Origin of the sequence: Hymenobacter perfusus (assembly GCF_003944765.1) — a bacterium.
Taxonomy (GTDB): Bacteria; Bacteroidota; Bacteroidia; order Cytophagales; family Hymenobacteraceae; genus Hymenobacter; species Hymenobacter perfusus.
In genome coordinates, this window is the sequence record NZ_RWIU01000001.1 from 36906 (window position 1) to 57334 (window position 20429).

General features: G+C 58.1%; 14 protein-coding genes and 1 tRNA gene. 5 read left to right on the top strand and 10 right to left on the bottom strand.

Annotation, left to right across the window (positions count from 1 at the left end):
• Positions 1-47: 47 nt before the first annotated feature.
• The 5 genes from cphA to EI293_RS00210 form a co-directional block, all read right to left on the bottom strand.
• Positions 48-2672, bottom strand: coding sequence for a cyanophycin synthetase (cphA, locus tag EI293_RS00190; protein WP_125434566.1), 2625 nt, complete (start codon positions 2670-2672; stop codon positions 48-50).
• A gap of 236 nt (positions 2673-2908) precedes the next feature.
• Positions 2909-2979 (bottom strand) — tRNA-Cys (locus tag EI293_RS00195).
• 168 nt (positions 2980-3147) lie between these two features.
• Positions 3148-4971 (bottom strand): 30S ribosomal protein S1, encoded by a 1824-nt coding sequence (gene rpsA / locus EI293_RS00200; protein WP_125434568.1) that lies wholly within the window; start codon positions 4969-4971, stop codon positions 3148-3150.
• Between the two features lie 804 nt (positions 4972-5775).
• Positions 5776-6840, bottom strand: a complete 1065-nt coding sequence (locus tag EI293_RS00205; protein WP_125434570.1) for a fatty acid desaturase family protein — start codon at positions 6838-6840, stop codon at positions 5776-5778.
• Between the two features lie 223 nt (positions 6841-7063).
• Positions 7064-8326 carry a DUF3298 and DUF4163 domain-containing protein gene (locus EI293_RS00210; RefSeq protein ID WP_125434572.1) on the bottom strand — a complete coding sequence of 421 codons (1263 nt, stop codon included), beginning with the start codon at positions 8324-8326 and terminating at the stop codon, positions 7064-7066.
• A 146-nt stretch (positions 8327-8472) separates the two neighbouring features.
• Between EI293_RS00210 and EI293_RS00215 the strand changes: the two genes are divergently transcribed.
• Entirely contained in the window at positions 8473-9339 is an 867-nt protein-coding gene (locus EI293_RS00215) for an alpha/beta fold hydrolase (RefSeq protein ID WP_125434574.1), read from the top strand.
• Between the two features lie 74 nt (positions 9340-9413).
• Here EI293_RS00215 and EI293_RS00220 read toward each other — a convergent pair whose 3' ends face one another.
• The 5 genes from EI293_RS00220 to tsaD form a co-directional block, all read right to left on the bottom strand.
• Positions 9414-9794: a hypothetical protein gene (locus EI293_RS00220; RefSeq protein WP_125434576.1), complete on the bottom strand. Its 381-nt coding sequence runs from the start codon at positions 9792-9794 to the stop codon at positions 9414-9416.
• A 131-nt stretch (positions 9795-9925) separates the two neighbouring features.
• Positions 9926-10420, bottom strand: coding sequence for an HNH endonuclease (locus EI293_RS00225; protein ID WP_125434578.1), 495 nt, complete (start codon positions 10418-10420; stop codon positions 9926-9928).
• Between the two features lie 223 nt (positions 10421-10643).
• Positions 10644-11450 carry a C40 family peptidase gene (locus EI293_RS00230; RefSeq protein WP_246010490.1) on the bottom strand — a complete coding sequence of 269 codons (807 nt, stop codon included), beginning with the start codon at positions 11448-11450 and terminating at the stop codon, positions 10644-10646.
• Positions 11451-11620: 170 nt separating this feature from the next.
• A complete protein-coding gene (gene smpB, locus EI293_RS00235; protein WP_394343391.1) occupies positions 11621-12100 on the bottom strand; it encodes an SsrA-binding protein SmpB in 480 nt (159 codons plus the stop codon).
• Between the two features lie 110 nt (positions 12101-12210).
• Positions 12211-13212 (bottom strand): tRNA (adenosine(37)-N6)-threonylcarbamoyltransferase complex transferase subunit TsaD, encoded by a 1002-nt coding sequence (gene tsaD / locus EI293_RS00240; protein WP_125434582.1) that lies wholly within the window; start codon positions 13210-13212, stop codon positions 12211-12213.
• A 307-nt stretch (positions 13213-13519) separates the two neighbouring features.
• Between tsaD and EI293_RS00245 the strand changes: the two genes are divergently transcribed.
• From EI293_RS00245 to EI293_RS00260, 4 genes are all read left to right on the top strand, one after another.
• Positions 13520-18091, top strand: a complete 4572-nt coding sequence (locus EI293_RS00245; RefSeq protein ID WP_125434584.1) for a translocation/assembly module TamB domain-containing protein — start codon at positions 13520-13522, stop codon at positions 18089-18091.
• A 108-nt stretch (positions 18092-18199) separates the two neighbouring features.
• Positions 18200-19087, top strand: coding sequence for a cell division protein FtsX (locus EI293_RS00250; RefSeq protein WP_125434586.1), 888 nt, complete (start codon positions 18200-18202; stop codon positions 19085-19087).
• Positions 19088-19150: 63 nt separating this feature from the next.
• Positions 19151-19459: a DUF3098 domain-containing protein gene (locus tag EI293_RS00255; protein WP_125434588.1), complete on the top strand. Its 309-nt coding sequence runs from the start codon at positions 19151-19153 to the stop codon at positions 19457-19459.
• A gap of 121 nt (positions 19460-19580) precedes the next feature.
• Positions 19581-20369 carry an undecaprenyl-diphosphate phosphatase gene (locus EI293_RS00260; RefSeq protein ID WP_125434590.1) on the top strand — a complete coding sequence of 263 codons (789 nt, stop codon included), beginning with the start codon at positions 19581-19583 and terminating at the stop codon, positions 20367-20369.
• Positions 20370-20429 lie beyond the last annotated feature (60 nt).

Genomic DNA, 20429 nt, shown 5'->3' on the forward strand with positions numbered 1-20429 from the left:
GTACGTCAGAATCGTCTACAAAATCCGACCAATCCGCCGTAGTCCGCTTAAATCCGTGATTCGAAGTCGTCCAGTTTTTTAATGGTGGCTTTGATGTTCTCCGTGAACATCACGATAACCGAGCCGGGCTTAGCGGTGGCCAGCACGTGGTCAATGGCATCCATCTCGTTTTCGATGTAGGTGATGGGCAGGTCCGGGTTATCCAGACGCAGGCCGCGCTCCATGATTTCCTTAAGCTGCTCGGCGGTTTTGCCGCGCAAATCCCGGTCCTGGCGCAGAATAACCTCGTCGAAGATGCGGCCAGCAATGCGGGAGAAACCTAGGGTATCCTCGTCGCGCCGGTCACCCAACCCCGATATCACGCCTACTTTGTGGGTGGCTTCGGTAGCGTTCAGGAACTGAGCAAACTTGCCGATGCCGTGGGTATTATGGGCGTAATCCACAATCACCTCAAACTGCGGGAATTTGTAGGAGTTCATGCGGCCCGGCGTTTTGGCCGCCGACGGCACAAACGTGCGCAACGCCTGCTTGATTTCATCCTTGTCGAACCCGTAGCAGTAACAGGCCAGTGCCGCCGCCAGCGAGTTTTCGATGTTGAACGTGGCCCGACCGCCAAACGTAATCGGGAATTCTGCCGCCCGGTCGATACGCAGCTTGTAGCTGTTTTTGTAAATGGAGATGTAGCCTTCCTCGTACACGGCCGCCAGCCCGCCGTTTTCGGCGTGTTCCCGGATGCGGGGGTTGTGCTCATCCATGCTGAATAGTGCCACCCGGCACTCCAGCTTCTCGCGCATAGCGTACACAAGGTCATCGTCGGCGTTGAGGACGGCCCAGCCATTCTTGCGCACCGTGCGCGGCAATACGCCCTTCACGGCCGCCATTTCCTCCACCGTGTAGATGTCGCGCATACCCAGGTGGTCGGCGGCTACGTTGGTCACAATGGCTACGTCGCAGGTGTGGAAACCCAGCCCCGAACGGAGCATACCGCCCCGGGCCGTTTCCAATACCGCGAAGTTCACGGTGGGGTCCTTTAGTACAAACTCGGCGCTCTGGCCGCCGGTGCAGTCACCGCTTTGCAACTGCACGCCCTGGATGTAGATGCCATTGGTAGTGGTGAAGCCAACCTTATAGCCCTTAGAAGCCACAATGTGGGCCAGCAACTGGGAGGTAGTGGTTTTACCGTTGGTCCCCGTTACCGCGAAAATCGGAATCCGGGCGGTGCTGCCCTGCGGGAACAGCATGTCCACCACCGGCGCGGCCACGTTGCGAGGCAGCCCCTCGGTGGGCGAAATGTGCATCCGGAAGCCCGGTGCGGCATTCACCTCAATAACGGCCCCGCGCGTTTCGTTCAGCGGAATGGCAATATCTGACGTCAGCAGATCAATCCCGCAGATGTCGAGGCCCACAATGCCGGCCACCCGCTCAGCCAGCAGCAGATTGTAAGGGTGTACCAGATCGGTTACATCGGTGGCAGTACCACCGGTGCTGATGTTGGCGGTACTTTTCAGGTACAACTCCTGGCCGGCCGGCAGCACTGAGTCCAGCGTCAGGTCCTGCTTGCTGAGCAGGTCAATGGTATGCTGATCGGCCTTGATGCTGGTGAGCACCTTCTCGTGGCCCACCCCCCGGCGCGAATCGGTGTTTACTTCGTTGATGAGCTGTTGAATCGTGCTGGTGCCGTTGCCCTTTACGGCCGCGGGCGTGCGTTTGGCAGCGGCAATGAGCTTGCCGTTTACCACCAGCATGCGGTAGTCGTCGCCCTCAATGAATTGCTCCACAATCACGGCGCGGGAATACTTCTGGGCGGCTTTCAGACCTTCCACCGCATCTTCCCAATTGGTGATGCGGATGGTGGCGCCTTTGCCGTGGTTACCATCGAGCGGCTTGGTCACGATGGGAAAGCCCAGCTCCTCCACCGCGTCGCGCAGGCCGTCCTCCGAGTACACGGTGGTACCGTTGGGCACGGGCACGCCCGAGTCCTTGAGCATGGCTTTAGTACGGTTCTTATTGCCGGCCACCTCCACGCCCGCGTGGGAGGTGTAGCTGGTGGTGGTGGCCCAGATGCGCTTCTGGTTCACGCCGTAGCCCAGCTGGATGATGCTGCTGTTCTTGAGCTGGATGTAGGGAATGTTGCGCGAAGCTGCTTCCGAAACGATGCTCCAGGTGCTGGGCCCGAAAAACTCCTCTTCCCGGATTTCGTGCAGCTCGTCGATAATCGGCTTCACGTTCACCTCTCGGCCGTGGCACAGGTCGTCCACCAGTTGCACGGCGGCCTCGGCGGCCATGCGGCCGGCTCGCTCCTCCTGGTAGCTGAACACCACAAACTCCACACCCTCTTGGTGCGCCGGATACGACTTGCCCCAGTACACCGGCATACCGGCCATCCGCTGCAGCGCCAACGCTACGTGTTGAATTACGTGGCCCAAAGGCTCACCATCGGCCAACTGCTCGTCAGTGAGGGGCGGGTGTTTCTGAGCCGACTTTTCGGACTCGGCGGGCTGGGGCTGGCCCAGCTCGGGCAGCAGCATGGGGAGCCGCTCGGCCAGTACCGGTTGGGCATTCGACCACACGTCGGCTAGGTCCTGCAGGTCCACTTTCATTACAATCAGCTTGTAATGCTTCACGGACCAATAGCTGGGGCCGCGCATCGTGCGGAGGTCAATAATCTTCATACGGGAGAGAAGTGGAAAGAATAGTTGCGTGCGCGCTTCTACGCAGAAATGAAATGTAGGGATTATGCCGCAGGAAACCGATTTTTGGTTTAGCAGCTTCTCCACCTCGTAGGCGTATCATTCTCAGCCGGAAAGCCTTGGTATCTTTTTTCAGACCGAACCCATTAGACGCAAAAAACCCCGGTCGGGGCTAGTCAACCGGGGCACTGGCACTCTGAAAACAGGAATTGTAGAAGAGGTGACGAGCGGATTCGAACCGCTGTAGGAGGTTTTGCAGACCTCTACCTAGCCACTCGGTCACGTCACCAGGGCTTTGAGGATGCAAACATACGGCTTAATCCTACGCCTGCCAAGCCAACTGCTGGTTTTTCCCGCCTGGGTACAGTAAGTCATTGGCATTGTGCGGGAAAAATTACCACAAAAAAGGCCCCGACTTGCGTCGGGGCCCTTCTTACAGACAAAAGCGATTAGCTGATTACTCAGCGCCCTGCTCGTTGCCCAGCATCTTGTCGCGCAGAGCCGACAGAGCGTCCAGGTCGCCCAGGGTCGACTTCTCAGCCGGCTGAGTTTTCTTCAGGTCGCTCAGCTTGCCTTCACCCTGAGCAGCGGCAGCACCAGCGGCCGGCTTCTTCTTGGTGAATTTCGAAGCGCGGGTGTCTTCTTCAGCCTGCTGATTGTACACGGCCGAGTGCGACAGAACTACGCGACGGTCATCTTTCGAGAACTCAATCACGCGGAAGTCGAGGGTTTCGCCGTTTTCAGCCTGCGAGCCATCCTCTTTCGAGAGCGACTTGGGATACGCGAAGCCTTCAATGCCATAAGGCAATTCGAGCACCGCGCCACGGTCGTTCTTATCGGTGATGGTAGCCTTGTGGACCGAGCCGGGGGTGAATACCGTCTGGAACGTATCCCAGGGGTTTTCTTCCAGCTGCTTGTGGCCCAGGGCCAGACGACGGTTAGCCACGTCGAGTTCGAGTACTACCACGTCCAGACGGTCACCCACCTTCACTACTTCCGAAGGATGCTTGATCTTCTTGGTCCACGACAGGTCCGAAACGTGTACGAGGCCGTCCACACCTTCTTCCAGCTCAACGAACAGGCCGAAGTTGGTCAGGTTGCGCACCAGACCGTTGTGGTTGGTACCTACGGCGTACTTCGTGCCGAAGTCGCCACGGGTCCATGGATCTTCGCTCAGTTGCTTGATGCCGAGGCTCATCTTGCGGTCATCGCGGTCCAGGGTCAGGATCTGAGCCTCTACCACGTCGCCCTGCTTGATGAAGTCCTGCGGGTTACGCAGGTGCTGGCTCCAGCTCATTTCTGAAACGTGGATCAGGCCTTCTACGCCGGGGATGATTTCCATGAACGCGCCGTAGTCGGCAACATTCACAATGCGGCCTTTCACCTTCGAGCCTACGCCCATATCGGCGGGCAGCGAATCCCATGGGTGAGGAGTCAGCTGCTTCAGACCGAGGCTGATACGCTTCTTGGCTTCGTCGAAGTCCAGAACTACGATGTTCAGTTTCTGGTCGAGCTGCAGTACTTCGCTCGGGTGAGCGATGCGGCCCCACGAGATGTCCGTGATGTGCAGCAGACCATCTACGCCACCGAGGTCGATGAACACACCGAAGTTGGTCATGTTCTTGATAACGCCCTCCAGGATCTGGCCTTTCTCCAGGTTGTTGAGGATGGCTTCGCGCTGCTTCTCGAGGTCTTTCTCGATCAGGACTTTGTGCGAAACTACCACGTTGTCGAAAGCGGCGTTGATTTTCACCACTTTCACTTCCATGCGACGACCCACATAGATGTCGAAGTCACGGATGGGCTTCACGTCGATTTGCGAGCCGGGCAGGAAGGCTTCTACGCCGTCCAGGTCCATGATCAGACCGCCTTTGGTGCGACGCTTCACTACGCCTTCCAGAACGGTATCGTTCTCCAGAGCGTCGTAAATAGCTTTCCAAGCCTGCTTGATTTTGGCCTTCTTACGGGACAGGATCAGTTGACCGTTCTGGTCTTCCTGGTCTTCGATGAATACCTCTACCTCGTCACCAACCTTCAGGTCGGGCAGGTCGCGGAATTCGGAAAGCGGCACCAGACCATCGGATTTGAAGCCGATGTTCAGGATTACGTCGCGGTCAGTGATGCCCACAACGGTACCTTTAATTACTTCTTCCTCCTGAACAGTGGTCAGCGTTTCGCTGTACATCTGCTCCATTTCGGCGCGCTGCTCAGCGGAATAGTTTCCACCGAAGCCGCTGGCTCCCACGTTGTCCCAGTCGAAGTTGTCTACTACTTCTGCCATGATATTAGCAATGGCCCTCGTGTACACGTCCGGCGCAGGGCCCGCCTCCGGAACGCGTTTTTGTTTGATACACAGCGCACTTGCGCCGGCCTCGCCACCCTGGCGGGGCCGCAAAGATACGGAGTTTGGGGCAGGAATACGAAAGTGTATTTGCTACATTTGACTAGCTTGATCTATCGTCTTACTGCTACTCCATATATGGCACTCAGATACATATTCTATACTATTGGTTTTCTGCTTAGTAGTTGCAGCACCTACCATGAGCAATTTAGATCTTATCAAAAAGTCAGAGCTCATAGCAAAGCACTGACTGAGGAAGGAATTACCAGCCTATACTATGACAGCACGTTCCGTACGAATTATCAAATACTACAACCGATTGTTAGTAGTGAAGCTAAGCGCAGAGGTGTGAATGTCGTTGGAGACACGAGGTTTATAGATAGTGGATATTTTCTCGACTATCGAAACAATAAGCAATACATCCTCTACAATCCTAAAACCAATACCTTCTATGGATTCAATTTGTGTAATTGTGGCTACCCTGTTTCATCTTCTCAGGGATTAATTGGTCCGAATTGCGACCTAAGAATCACCAATATTAGTGTGCTACAAAATGACTCGATTATCCATAAGGTTAATTGGGAAGATGCTGGACCCGCACTAGCAGAGTTCAGAAAGAATGCTTTACCGCTTATCCGCCGTAGAGTGACACAGCTAAAACGCTAGTACTCAAAAAGCCGAACGGTCTACCCAGCTTAGAGTAGACCGTTCGGCTTTTTGAGTACTAATGTGGACATCTCTAATTTACGCCCGGCCCAACTCGCGCAAGTGCGCTACGTGGGAGGCTACGGCGTAGCGCATCTTGGGGTACTCGTTGTACTCGATGTTGAACTCCTGGCACATCTGGCGGATGATTTTATTCAGGGCCGGATAGTGGACGTGGGAGATGTTGGGGAACAGGTGGTGCTCAACCTGGAAGTTGAGGCCGCCCACTAGCCAGCTGATGACCTTGTTATCAGTTGCGAAGTTGGCGGTGGTTTTGATCTGGTGGATGGCCCACTCGTCCTCAATCTTGCGGGTGGTTTCGTGCGGCACCACGAAGCTGGTGTGCTCCACGGTATGCGCCAGCTGGAACACGATGCTCAGGGTGAAACCGGCCACGGCGGCAAACGCCAGAAAACCTACCAGCCAGCCCAGGAAGCCTACGGTGTAAATGGGCAGCGCCACGAACAGGCCGAGGTGCAGCGCCTTGAAGCCCCAGAACACGCCCTGGTCGGAGGCGGTCATCTTCTTAATGGGCATTTCGCCGATTTTGCCTTTGAAATACTTCTGGTAATCCATGAAGAAAATCCAGGCCACGAACAGCAAAGCATAGAAAAACCAGAAGTACAGATGCTGGAAGCGATGGAGCTTGCGGCGGGGCTGCTCGGGGCTCAGGCGCAGCCAGGGCTGGGCGTCGAGGTCGTCGTCCACGCCTTCCACGTTGGTGTACATGTGGTGGATGAGGTTGTGCTTGGCGTTCCACATGTAGGAGTTGCCGCCCATCACGTTGAGAGTGAAGGCCGCAAACTGGTTCATCCACTTCTTCTTGCTGAACGAGCCGTGGGCACCGTCGTGCATCACGTTGAAGCCGATGGCCGCGCCAATGAGACCCAGCAAAGCACATTCGGCCACACCAACCAAGGCTGAAGGCGTCCAGAATACGAGATGCAGGTACACGGCCACGAAGGCAGCCGTAAGCAGCACGGCTTTGAAAAACAGCGTTTTGCCGCCGGTGGTGGATTTACCGGCGTCCGCGAAGTAGGCGTTGGTGCGGCGCTTCAACTCCTGGTGGAAGGAGCGGGAAGCTGCGAATTTGGGTGCGAGCATAGAAGGTGGTAAAAAGGAACTGTGTCAAAGATACCGCTTCTACCTCCGATGCGGATTCAGGCGGGCCTAAAAGCCCGGTATTTTATACACCGGGGCTCTTTCTGCTTGCGTAACCCCAATACGGCCCCCGAAAGGTCCGGCCCGCCGCAGAATACTCCAGATTAGTAGAGATATTCCGCGACGGGCCGGACCTTTCGGGGTGCTTCTGCCTGATTGGCTACCGCTAGTTGCGGGCTACGGCTTGGCCGCCGCTGATGGGCAGTCCGGGCTTCAACACCGCCTGCAACGCCGAATACGGCACAAACACGCTGATTTCGCCCTGAGCGTAGGAGGCTACCTCGTAGGGCAGGTACACGAATACTGCGCCGCCGCTGGTCAGGTACACGTTGCGGGTGGCAGGCAGCGAGTTTTTGAACAGCTTACCGGCCATCGAGGCCCCGTCTTTCAGGCCCAGGGCCGGCCGGGCATAGCGGCCCAGAATGCCTTCCAGCTGCGGCCGGGTGCCGGGCTTGAAGATGTCGTTGAAGCCGAGGGCGCGGCCGGTGCGGGTGTCATAGCTGCGCACGTAGGTACCGTAGATGCCGTGCGCGCCGCCCGAGAAGTCGTAGCCGAAGTAGCCGATGCTCAGCAGGTCGCCCTCATTCCAGAGCACGTACGTGTTGGCTTCCTGCTCGTAGCTGAGCGTAGCCAGGGGCTGGTAGTCATCTGTGCTGTCGGCCAGCACTTTGCTCACCATGGGGGCCACTTCCTTGCGGTATTCCTTGGTGAAATAGGCCAGTTGCTCGTCCCAAAGCGCATCCAGCGACAAAGCGGGTTTCGATTCCAGCGAGTCACCGCGTAGGCCCCGGGCCAGGTTGGCGGCCAGCTTATCCTTGCTTGCCCCCGATTCAGGAACCAGCGCAAACATGGAAATTTGCCCGAACACGCTATCCTGTGGGCTTTCTGGGCGGGGCAACACAGCGGCGGCAAACGTGCGGGTGCTTAAACGCACGCCCACCGGCTGGCGCAGCAGGCGCAGGCGTACCGGCTGGCCGGCCCGGGTGCCTACCAAGGCCCCTCCCTCTTGCTTGAGCAGCCACTGCGGGCCTACGTTCTGCTCGTTGAGCAACTCGTGGCTGGTATCGCGCAGGCGCAGGCTGTCGGTGGCGGGGCTCACGTCGCCGGTCAGCTCATACGGATGGCCATCGGCAGCGGCGTAGAAGCCTACGAGGCGGCCCAGGGTGTTTTCACCGGGCACTTCGTTCACGCGCTGCAAATGCACCGTGATGCTATCAGTAGAGCCCGGCAGTACGCCCCGGAACTGCTGGTACCAGGAGGCGCTATCGGTGAGGGCTACCGTGGGAGCGGTAGCCGCTACCGTTTCAGAAGTTTCGGCGGCCGATTTGTCGGAGCCGGAATTACAGGCCGTTAGCAGCAGGCCAAGGGCCAGAGGGGCGGGCAGCAGGCGAAGCAGCCGGGCCGGGCGAGATTGGGAAAGGAAGCTCATCGGCCCAAATAACGCAGAATTTGGCTACGCGTTCAAACTCGTGCAATTTCTTGGCATTCGATTATCGTTGCCTGAGGCCCGGCGTATGCAGATACCTGAGTTTATTTTCTGACTCATTTCTCTCTTACCTTCTTCACGACTTTCCCATGAGTTATATCAAAGCCGGCCAGGACGCCAACGGTACCGAAGTAAAACTGCATTATACCGACCAGGGCCAGGGCAACCCCATCGTGCTGATTCACGGCTGGCCCGCTTCCTACGAGATGTGGGAATACCAGCTGGCCGAACTGCCCAAGCACGGTAACCGCGTTGTGGCCTACACCCGCCGGGGCTTCGGCAACTCCACCAAAACCTGGGACGGCAACGACTACGACACCTTTGCCGACGACCTGAAAGCCGTACTGGACACGCTGGATCTGCAGAACGTAACGCTGGTGGGCTTTTCGATGGGTGGCGGCGAAGTGGCCCGTTACATGAGCCGTCACGGCGGTGCCCGCGTGAGTAAAGTAGTCTTCGTATCGGCCGTTACGCCCTTCCTGCTGCAAACCGACGATAACCCCGACGGCGCGCCGAAGGAGAACTTCGACAAGATGGTAGAAGGCATCAACAAAGACCGGTTCGATTTCCTGGCCACCTTCGGCAAACAGTTCTTCGGCGCAGGGATGGTTAGCCATCCGGTAAGCCAGGCTACGCTCGACTGGATGCAGGCCATGTGCCAGATTGCCTCGCCCCGCGCCACCGAGCAGTGCGTGTACGCCTTTGCCGCCACCGACTTCCGCCGCGACCTGGCGGTCCTGAAAGTACCCACGCTGGTTATCCACGGCGGCGACGACGCCACCGTACCGGCCAAAGTAAGCGGGGAGCGGATGACGCAGTTTGTACCCCAGGCCCAGTACGTGGAGTACGCCGGCGCACCGCACGGCCTGTTCATCACGGAAAAGGAACGACTCAACCGGGACCTAGCTGCTTTTGTCGCCGGCACTCCCGTAGAAGGTACCGCCGACCGGTACTAGCGGCCAGCCACTTAACATGCAAAGGCCCTGCATCAGGTGATGCGGGGCCTTTGCGCTTTGTAGAGAAGTATTATCTAGTCTTTTTCCAAGGCGAGGCTCAGGCGGCCCGCGGCCAGGTCACTGACTCCTACTCGGTATGTATATTTACCGGACTCCAGAGCTGTTTCACCCACGTAATCAGTAGGTTGCAGCACCAAATCCCGGCCATCTATTGTCACTTTTATGTAGGCATAGTTATAGGCCTGGGTGTAAGCAGCGTACTCGGTTTCCTTTCCGGCGTTCAGGCGGCCATAGTCATTGGTGCCACCAGAGGTATCAATATGCACGTCTTTGAACTGGTAACTACTGGCGTTTTTCACTCTGACGCGGACACCATCCGTAACGGTTTCCTTTTGGCAGGATACCTGGAGCAGGCTGCCCAGGCTTAAGAAGATGAGCAGAATAAAATGTTTCATGGGAGGTAAAAGCAGGGTTGTTCTAATAGAAGAGCTGCTTGTATTTTTAATAGTTGCATGGACCAGCGGCTGATTACTAATGGCACGCAAAAGCCAACAAAAAAACCGGTCAGCCACGGGGGCTGCCGGTTTTAGTGCAGATACGGGTGCCAGTTTTGGTCGAGGGTGCCGGCGCTGAGCTTGAGGAAGCCGGTGAGGGTGGGTTTTTTGGGCTGCTGCCGGATGGTGAGGCCAGCTTCCTGGGGGGTACGGTGGCCTTTGGAATGGTTGCACCGGGCGCAGGCCGTAAGCAGGTTGGCCCAACTGGAGTCGCCGCCCCTACTTCGAGGCAATACGTGGTCGAGGGTCAGGTTTTTCGTGGAGCCGCAATACTGGCACTCGAAATGGTCCCGCTTCATGATATTATGCCGGCTGAGGGCAATGCCTTTGTAAGGCACACGCACATACCGCTGCAGGCGAATGATGCTGGGCTTGGGAAATGCCTTGCTCACCGTACGCAACACGCCATTTTCCGATTTGGCAATCAGCTCGGCTTTTTCCAGGAACAGTAGCACGAAAGCTTTCTGTACACTACACAGCGTAATAGCCGTGTAGTCGCCGTTTAACACAAGCACTTTTTGGTCCATATTACGCTAAGAAAAAAGAATCTGGTCTGCCAGAAAGCTAGATGATTCTTAGCGCATTAACAATAGACGAAGGCTTTAGTTCGGCGGGGCATTGCACCGATTACAGACCGTCATGCTGAGCTTGTCGAAGCATCTCGCGTGCTGACGTCGCAATGCTATTCAGACATCAGCACGCGAGATGCTTCGACAAGCTCAGCATGACGGTCTGGTGACCACCGGCAGCTCAGTCATCGGGCAGAATGCGCTTGATGAGGCGGAGCTTGTGGCTGTACTTCTGCTGGTCGCGGCGGAAGATGCCGTTGTGGTCGAGCGGGTCGATGCGGACTTCGCCGCTGGCGTGCAGAATCTGCTGGTCTTCCAACAGCAGACCTACGTGAATAATGCGGCCGTCGGCATTATCGAAGAAAGCCAGGTCGCCCGGGCGGGTCTGGGCCACGAAATGCACCGGCTGGCCCAGGTGAATCTGCTGGTGCGCATCGCGCGGGAGCTGCACCCCGATGAGGCCGTATAGTTGTTGCATCAGCCCCGAGCAGTCGATGCCGAACAGCGTTTTGCCGCCCCACAGGTAAGGCGCTTTCAGAAACAACTGGCCCATTTTCAGGAGCAGGCGCAGGCGCACCTCGGCCGGGCCGTGAGGGCCGTGGCCGTTCTGGGGGTTGGTGGCGGCCCCGTTATAGAACATCTGCCGCTCGCCAACCCGCAGCGTCATGCCATCGAAAAACGGCAGGCGGGTGCCCAGCGTCACGGGGATGCGGGTGGTTTCGTCGCTCACCATCTGCACCACATCGAGGGTGCGGGGGTGGTCCTGCTGCTGCCACTGCTGGAAATACGCGGCCGACACGGGCAGGTGCTGCTTCACATCGAACCAGCCCTCGTAGCCGTCGGCCGCCACCCGGATCTGCCGCCACTGGTTTTGGGCACGCAACACGGAGTAGCACTCCCCAAAGGTGAGCTGCGTGACAATTTCGGCTTTATCGGAGGCTTCGGCGCGCACCGGCACGGCGCTCAGCGCGCAAATTCCGTATTCCAAAACGGTGAAATAGTGAGATGGTGAAATGGTGAGTTTGACGTTCACCTTGCGTAAGTAGGCGTTACTTATCCAAGCACGCTACTTATATATTTCTGCGAAGCTCCCGCTTAAAATGTAACTCACCAAAAACCAACGTAAAAACTCACCATTTCACCACCTCACCATTTCACTTAGTAGTCCCGGGCGCGGTCCATTTCGCGCTTCTGGTCCTTGGCCTTGAGGTCGTCGCGTTTGTCGTAGAGTTTTTTGCCTTTGGCTAGCGCAATTTCCAGCTTGGCAAAGCCCCGGTCGCTGACGAACATGCGCACCGGAATGATGGTCAGGCCCTGCTCCTGGGCTTTGCCGGCCAGCTGCTTCAGCTCTTTTTTGTTGAGCAGCAGCTTGCGGGCTCGGGTGGGCTCGTGGTTGTTGTATGTGCCCTCGGTGTACTGGGCAATGGTAATATTATGAGCCCACAGGCTGCCATCTTGGTGGAAGGTACAGAAGCCGTCCTGGAGCTGCACGCTGCCCTCCCGGATGCTCTTGATTTCGGTACCCTGGAGCATCAGGCCGGCTTCGTATTGCACCAGAAACGCGTACTCGTGGCGAGCCCGACGGTTCTGGATGTTGATGTTCTTGGGTTTGTCGTCTTTCTTACTCACGGTGTTGATTCTCGCAGTGTTTCGCAGTGGAAGGTGTACGCAGACGGCAGTGTCAGGGCTGTTTTCGGCCCGAAAATAACAGGAATACCCCGCCGGTTCCGGTTCGTCGTTCAACCGGGTTAGGCCAGCTTCAGGCGCGGATCGGAGCTGACGAGCTGATCGGCAAAGTCGCCGGCTTCATACTGAAACTGGGCGGTTATGGCCACCATGCCGGCATTATCGGTGCAGTACTGGAAGGCGGGAATGAACACTTCCCAGCCCTGCGCGGCGGCCTCGTCCTGCAGCGCCTGACGCAGGCCGCTGTTGGCGGCCACGCCTCCGGCCAGGGCAATCTGGGTCAGGCTTTGGTCGTGGGCAGCGCGGCGCAGCTGGCGCAGCAAGGTCTGGATGATTGTGTGCTGAATGCTGGCGCAGAGGTCAGGCAGGTTTTCCTGGATGAAGTTCGGGTTCTGAGCCGTTTCCTTTTTCAGGAAGTACAGCACCGCCGTTTTCAACCCGCTGAACGAGAAATCGTAGCCGGGCATGGCACCTACCGGCAGCGGGAAGCGCGTGGGGTTGCCCTGCCGGGCCAGCTTATCGAGGTGGGGACCGGCCGGGTACGGCAGGCCCAGCAGCTTGCCGGTTTTATCGAAGGCTTCGCCGGCCGCGTCGTCAGTGGTCTGGCCGATAATTTCCATATCGAGGGCCGAGCGCACCACCACCAGTTGGGTGTGCCCCCCGCTCACGGTCAGGCACAGGAACGGGAACCGGGGCTTGGGGTCCTCGATGAAGTGGGCCAGGATATGGGCCCGCATGTGGTTCACGGCAATCAGGGGCTTATTCAGGGCCAAAGCCAGGGTTTTGGCGAACATACCGCCCACCAGCAACGAGCCCAGCAGGCCCGGGCCCTGGGTGAAGGCTATGGCATCAAGATCAGCTTTGCTGACGCCGGCTTTCTGTAGAGCCGCTTCCACCACCGGAATCAGGTGCTGCTGGTGGGCGCGAGAGGCCAGTTCGGGCACCACGCCGCCGTATTGTTCGTGCACCTGCTGGGTGGCTACCACGTTGGAGCGGATTTCCCCGTCCACCAAAACGGCGGCCGAGGTATCGTCGCAGGAAGACTCAATAGCGAGAATGGTCATCTGAGAGAGTAGCTGAGTAACGGATCAAATGAGTGAAATGCTGTCCCCCTAAGCTTACGAAGAACCTTTTAACAGTAGAGCAAGGCGCCCTCTGGTTGTGCAGGCGCAACAAGGTCCTTTGCAAGCTCAGGATGACAGACAATTTTTCTCCCCGCAAAGGTCGGGGCAAAAGACCAGATTGCCGCTTCGGGCGTTTTCTTTAACCTTACGCGGCAGACAAACGTTTTTGCCGGCAGTCGGCCTCCCAGGCAACGGTCGGGGGTAAGTACCTATCTTTGTTGTTGCCCCGTTTCAGCCCCTCTCCTCCGTGCCCCGGTTTCTGTCCGTCCTCCTCAAAGTCGTGTTTGCGTTGCTGCTGCTGCTGGTCCTGGCGGTGGTGGGGGCGCTGGTGGCCCTGCGGATTCCGAGCGTGCAAACCGATGTGGCCCGGCGCGCCGCCCGCATCCTCACCGATAAGTTGGGCCAGCAGGTACTGGTGAACCGGGTGGATATCCGGCCGTTTTCGCGGGTGCTGCTGGAAGGCGTGCGGGTGCTGGACCGGCGCGGCAACGAGCTGTTCAGCATTGGACGGGCCGATGCCGATATCCGGCTGTTTACCGTCTTCGACCCCAGCCATTTGCACGTCGGCAAGCTCACGCTGGAAGAGCCGCGCTTTAATCTGATAACCTATAAGGACCAGCCCGATTCGACCACTCTGGACCAGTTCATCAGCTCCGTGAAGCGGCTGCTGGGCCCGTCCGATACCACCAAAGTCAGTAAGCCCTTCGATTTCAAGATTGAGGCCTTGGGCCTGCGCAACGGCCGCTTTGTGCTGGAACGCCAGAACGTGCCGCGCATTCCGGAGTACGGCCGCACCATGGATTACGCCCACATGTACCTGGACAGCATCTACGCCGATGCCGACCAGCTGTGGTTCAAGGGCGACACCATTCACGCCAACGTTCAGGGGCTGCGCACCGTGGACCGGCCCTCGGGCACCCGTCTGCGCGAGTTGACCTCGAACATGACCTACGCGGGCAAATTCTGGGAATTTGATAAGCTGATGCTGCGCGTGCAGAACAGCCAGCTGCACGATTACCTGCGCTTCGAATACCAGCACTTCCTGAACTTCACCGACTTCAACGACTCAGTGAAAGTCATTGCCCGGCTCAAGCCCAGTCGGGTGTACTCTGACGATATTGCCAAGTTTGCGCCCCAGCCCTTCATGCGTGAGCTAAAGGAAACCGTCCTAATTTCGGGGCAAGCCAAGGGCTACGTGCGCAACTTCACCACCAAAAACCTCGACATCACCTACGGCCGCAATACCCGGGTGAAGGGCGACATCAATGTGGAAGGGCTTCCCAATATCAAGGAAAGCTTCATTGAGATGCGCCTGCAACCGTCGGTGGTGGATGGGCGCGACATCCGGCGCTACATTCCGGCTTCGGGCTGGCCCTACGTGCAGCGGCTGGGCACGGTGCGGCTGAAAGGCCAGTTCTTAGGCTTCTACAACGACTTTGTGGCCAACGGCTCTTTCCAGACGGCTTTGGGCTCGGTGGTGAGCGACGTGAACCTCAAGTTCAAGAACGACCCGCGCTATAGTAGCTACGAGGGCCAGGTGCGCACCACCGGCTTTCAACTGGGCAAGCTGCTGGGCGATGAGCGCACTGTGCGCGACGTGACCCTGAACGGCAAGGTGCAGGGCGTGGGCTTCGATTTGCGCACGGCCCGCCTCACGGCCAACGCCACCGTGCAAAGCATCTGGCTTAACGGTTACCGCTACCGCAACATCACCACCAACGGCCGTTTCAGCCGCGAGTCCTTCACCGGCAAACTGGCTGCCAACGACCCCAGCCTCCAGTTCGACGCCGACGGCACTATCGACCTGAACCAGGCGCGTCAGGCCTTCGATTTGCGGGCCCGCGTGCGCAAGGCCGATTTGCGGGCCTTGGGCCTCACCAACCAGAGCGTCACCATTGCTACCACCGCCGATGTGAAGTTCAAGGGTCTGCAGTTGGATAAGCTGCTGGGCTATGCCCGCCTGCGCAACTCTCGCATCTCCTATGCCGGCCGCACCGTGCCCGTCGATACGCTGGACGTGGTGAGCCAGTACAGTGAGGGCCAGCGCCGCCTCACGGTCCGCTCGGAAGTGCTGAACCTGGCCCTGGCCGGCAACTTCACGCCCAGCACCGTTATCCGCGACGTGACGACGCTGGTAGAGGAATACCGCCTCAACTTCGCCAGCAACGATGCCGCCACCGCCGACTACTACCGCCGCAAGCGGCAACGGCCCCTGCCCAACTACCAAATTGGCCTGAGTGTGCTGCTGAAGAAGCCCAACCCGGTGCTGCATTTGTTCATGCCCCAGCTCACAGTGTCCGATTCGACCTTCATTGAGGGCTCTTTCCGCAACGGGCAAACCTCCATTTTCCAGCTGGGCGGGTTGGTAGCCGACTTGCGCTACGACAGCCTGCGCCTGCAAAGCAGCGAGTTCGACTTCATCACTTCCAAGCTGCCGTACCAGCCCGAAGTACTGGCGCAGGCCAGCGTAACCTCGGAGCGGCAGCGGGTTCCGGGGTTGGGTGCCACCGAGAAATTCTACGTGGAAGGCGTGTGGGACCAGGAGCGCATCAACTTCTCCACTTCCCTTGCCCAGACCGGCACCACCAACAAAGCCCAGATTAACGGGGCCCTGGCGTTTCTGGAAGATGCCGTGCAGGTGACCTTCCGGCAGTCGGGCGTGAACCTGCTGGGCAAGGACTGGACCATTGCGCCTGACAACTCCCTGATTATATCGGGTGGCGGCCGGGAGTTCAATTTTCAGAACGTGACGCTCAGCAATGGTGGCCAGAGCATCAGCGCCCAGGGTTTTCTCTCGGAGAATCCCAACAAACCGCTGGCCCTGACGGTGAAGAATTTCGAGCTGGCTACGCTGAACGGCCTGACCGGTACCCAGAAGTTTGCGGGCCGGGTGAATGCCCTGGGTACCATCAGCGGCGTGTATGGTCCGCTGGTAATTAACTCTACTTTGCAGGTCGATTCGCTGCAGATGGGCAATGTGCTCATCGGTAACGTGGAAGGCCGGGGCGACTGGGACAACGCCGCCAAGCGCCTGGCCGTGAACCTGGATGTAGCCCGGGACCAGCAGCGCGTACTGGCCGTCACGGGCTACTACGCTCCCGGCGAGGAACGCCAGCAGCTCAACCTCACCGGCGTACTCGATAAGGCGCCCATCAAGCTGGCCGAACCTTTCCTGAATACGCTGTTCCGGGACCTGAATGGAACCGGCGTGGGCACGCTGCGCGTCACCGGCCCACTTTCGGCCCCGGTTCTGACGGGTAATATTGATGTAACGGACGGACAGCTCACCTTCATCTACCTGGGCACCACCTACACTTTTTCTGACCGGATTCGGTTCCTGGAAGACCGGATTGCGCTGCAGAACATCACGGTGCGCGACCCTCAGGGCAATACCGGTACCATCAACGGCAATATTTACGAGCAGGGCTTCCAGAACATGCGCCTGGACCTGAACGCCTCCTTCCGGAAGCTGCAGGTCCTGAACACCACCCGCAAAGACAATGAGCTGTACTTCGGGCAGGCTTATGCAACCGGCACGGCGGTGGTGCGCGGCCCTTCCGATAACCTGTTCATGAACGTAACGGCGCGCTCCGAGCCGGGTACCCGCGTATCGTTGCCCTTCGATAATGCGGCCAAGGCCGAGCAGGCCAAGTATATCAAGTTCGTGAACCGGAACCTGCCCGATACGGCCCGCACCAAGGCCGTGCAGGTGGCCGGTACCACCGACCTTTCGGGCATTCGCCTGAACATGAATCTCGACATCACGCCCGATGCCTACGTGGAACTGCTGCTGGATGAAAGCACCGGTGACATCATCCGGGGCACGGCCACCGGGCAGCTACGCCTCAATATTGATACGCGCGGTGACTTCAATATGTACGGGCAGGTAGAAATTGTGCGTGGGGCCTACAATTTTACGCTTCAGGGCCTCGTCAACAAGGAATTTGTGGTGCGGCCCGGCGGTATTATTTCCTGGAACGGTGACCCGCTGGCCGGCGAGATGAACGTGACGGCCACCTACACCCAGCGCACTTCCCTGGCTCCCATTCTGGCCACCAACACGGCCGTGGTACCCGTGACGGCCGTTATGAACCTGACGGGCCCGCTGCTGCAGCCCATCATCCGCCTGAACCTGGAGTTCAACGATATTCCATCCTCGCTGGAAGGTGACCTGGCGCCGTTCCTCTCGTCGTTGCGTAATGATGAGCAGGAGCTGAACCGCCAGGTTTTCAGCTTGGTAGTATTCCGGCAGCTGACGCCCATTGGTTCATTGGCGGTTACGCGCCTGCAAGGGGAAAATAATGCCATCGGCAATAGCCTGGGCCAGATTATTTCAACCCAGCTGGGCCTGCTTACTTCCCAGATTGACCCCAATCTGGAAATCAGCTTCAACCTGAATGGGCTGACGTCCGAGGATTTGCAGGCGTTGCAGCTGCGCCTCAGCTACTCTTTTCTGAATGGTCGTCTGCGCATCACCCGCGAAGGCAGTATCGGGGGCAATGCCGTAGGTAGTTCCGTTGCGGGGCCCCAACCCATTGCCACTGCGCAAAGCTCTGTAATCGGTGATTTGAGCCTGGAATACTACCTGCGCCCCGATGGGAAGTTTCGGGCCAAGCTACGCTACGAAACAACCCCGCGTGACTTAACCGGCTTAAGCCAGAACGTGAACCAGGCCCGCGCCGGCGTTTCGCTGCTGCACACCGAGCAATTCGACACCTTCCGGGAGCTGTTCTCACGCAAGCGCCTGCGCCGCCGCGACCAGAACGCCCGCAAGGCCCGCGAACTACAAATCGACGATGACCCCCGCACCGTGATGTGAAATGGTGATTTAGTGAGTTAGCGAGTTGACCGCTCTACTTGCGCAATCAGCATGGCTTAATTACTAATTCACTAAATCACTAACTCGCTAAATCACCGCCTCACCTCCATGAACCAACCGACCCGCAAGAAGAAGCTCGGCAGCTACCCGCACCTGATGGTGGTATTTAGCATCACGCTGGCGCTGCTGGTAATCGGGCTGTTTGGGCTGCTGCTGATTCATGCCCAGAAAGTGTCGACGCTGGTGAAGGAGAACCTGGAAATGCAGGTGTATCTGGAGCGCGGCCTGCCCGAAACCCAGCTGCTGCGGCTGCAACAGGATTTCGCCCGCAAGCCCTACGTGGCCGTGAAGAACGGACAAGGCCAGGTTCGGTTCCTTTCCAAGGAGGAAGGCGCCAAGCAGCTCATCGACCAGACCGGCGAGGATTTTCAGCAGTTTCTGGGCGACAACCCGTTGCGCGACGCCTACCTCATCAAAATAAACGCCGACTTTGCTGACGCCAAAAACCTGGCCCGCATCAAGCAGGAGCTGGCGCAGGAAGAGGGCGTGTTTGAAGTGGAATACGTGGAAAGCCTGATTACCTCCGTGAATGAGAACCTGCGCAATGTGAGCTTGGTGCTGCTGGGCTTTGCGGCGGTGCTCACGTTTGTGGTGGTGGTCCTTATCAATAATACCATTAAGCTGGCCTTGTTCTCGCAGCGGTTTCTTATTCGCAGCATGCAGCTGGTAGGAGCCACGCCGTCGTTTATTCAGTGGCCGTTTCTGCGGCGGGCGGTGTGGCAGGGGCTGGTAAGCGGAATGCTGGCCGGACTGCTGCTGCTGGCGCTGCTGCAATACGCGTATCTGCAGCTGGCCGAATTACGCCTGTTGCAGGATATTCGCCTGTTCGGGGCCTTGGCTGTGGCGCTGGTAGTGTTGGGCATGGGCATCGGGTTTCTCAGTTCCTGGCGCGCCGTGCGCAAGTACCTGAGCATGTCGCTGGACGAATTGTATTGAGCCCAACCCACCGTTGGTTGAATTTACGCGGTGCGTTGCCGCATCCCTCCTACCTTTGCCTGCATGGAACCGAACACTCCCCGCTTCGCCTTCGGGCCGCGTAACTACCGCCTGATGTTCATCGGGCTGGCCGTGCTGGCTGCCGGCTTCATCACCATGACCCTCGATACCGAAGACTACGGCGAAGGATTTCTGGGCATCACACTCGGCCCGATTCTGCTGGCCGTGGGCTTTGTCATTGAATTCTGGGCCATCATGACCCGCTCCGGCGCGGCAGCTCCCATTGCCCGTGACGCGGCTACTGTAACCACGGTTCCTTCGCAGGCCGCTCCGGCTACGCCCGTCATCACCACACCTACTTACAAGCGGTAGGTCGTTTCAATTTCTGTTTTTTTCGCGGCCATCCTGAGCGAAACGAGGTTTCAGCCACTTACGGCCGATACTCCGTTCCGCTCAGGATGCTGGCTGTTTTTAGCAACCTACTCCTCTGCTTATGTCGTACTGGCACGCCTTTTTACTGGCTATTATCGAAGGCTTGACCGAATTTTTACCGGTTTCCAGCACTGGCCACATGATTATCGTGGCCAACCTGCTGGGCATCGGACAGTTGCCATTCACCGACACGTTCATCACCTCCATTCAGTTTGGGGCCATCCTATCGGTGGTGGTACTCTACTGGCGGCGGTTTCTGCAGAGCTTCGACTTTTACCTGAAGCTGGCGGCAGCTTTTATTCCCTTCGGGATTCTGGGCTTCCTGCTCAAGGATGTGATTGAAGCCTTGCTCAAGAACGTGGCCGTAGTGGCCTGGTCACTTATGCTGGGCGGGGTGGTACTGGTATTCATCGACAAGCTTTTCACTTCGGAGCGAAAGCAGGTAACCACACCCAATTTCGCGCAGGCCGTCAGAATCGGGCTGTTTCAATGTATTGCTCTTATTCCGGGCGTATCCCGCTCGGCGGCTACCATCGTGGGCGGTCTGGCGCAGGGGTTTGACCGGCGCTCGGCCGCCGACTTCTCCTTTCTGCTGGCCGTGCCCACCATGGCGGTCATTACGGCCTACCAGCTTTATAAAACCTTTAAAGTAGCCGCGCCCGGCACCGATGACATCAAGATTCTGCTGTTTGGCAACGTGGTGGCCTTTATTGTGGCCCTGCTGGCGGTGAAGTCGTTCGTAGATTTTGTGTCCCGGTTTGGCTTCCGTGCCTTCGGGCTGTACCGCATTGCGGTGGGCATGATCATTCTGATTATGCTGGCCCTGGGCATTCCGCTACAGATTATCTAGCGCGGATTATGCAGATTACCGGATTACGCGGATTTTGGTAACGATGGATCCTGCTCTGCA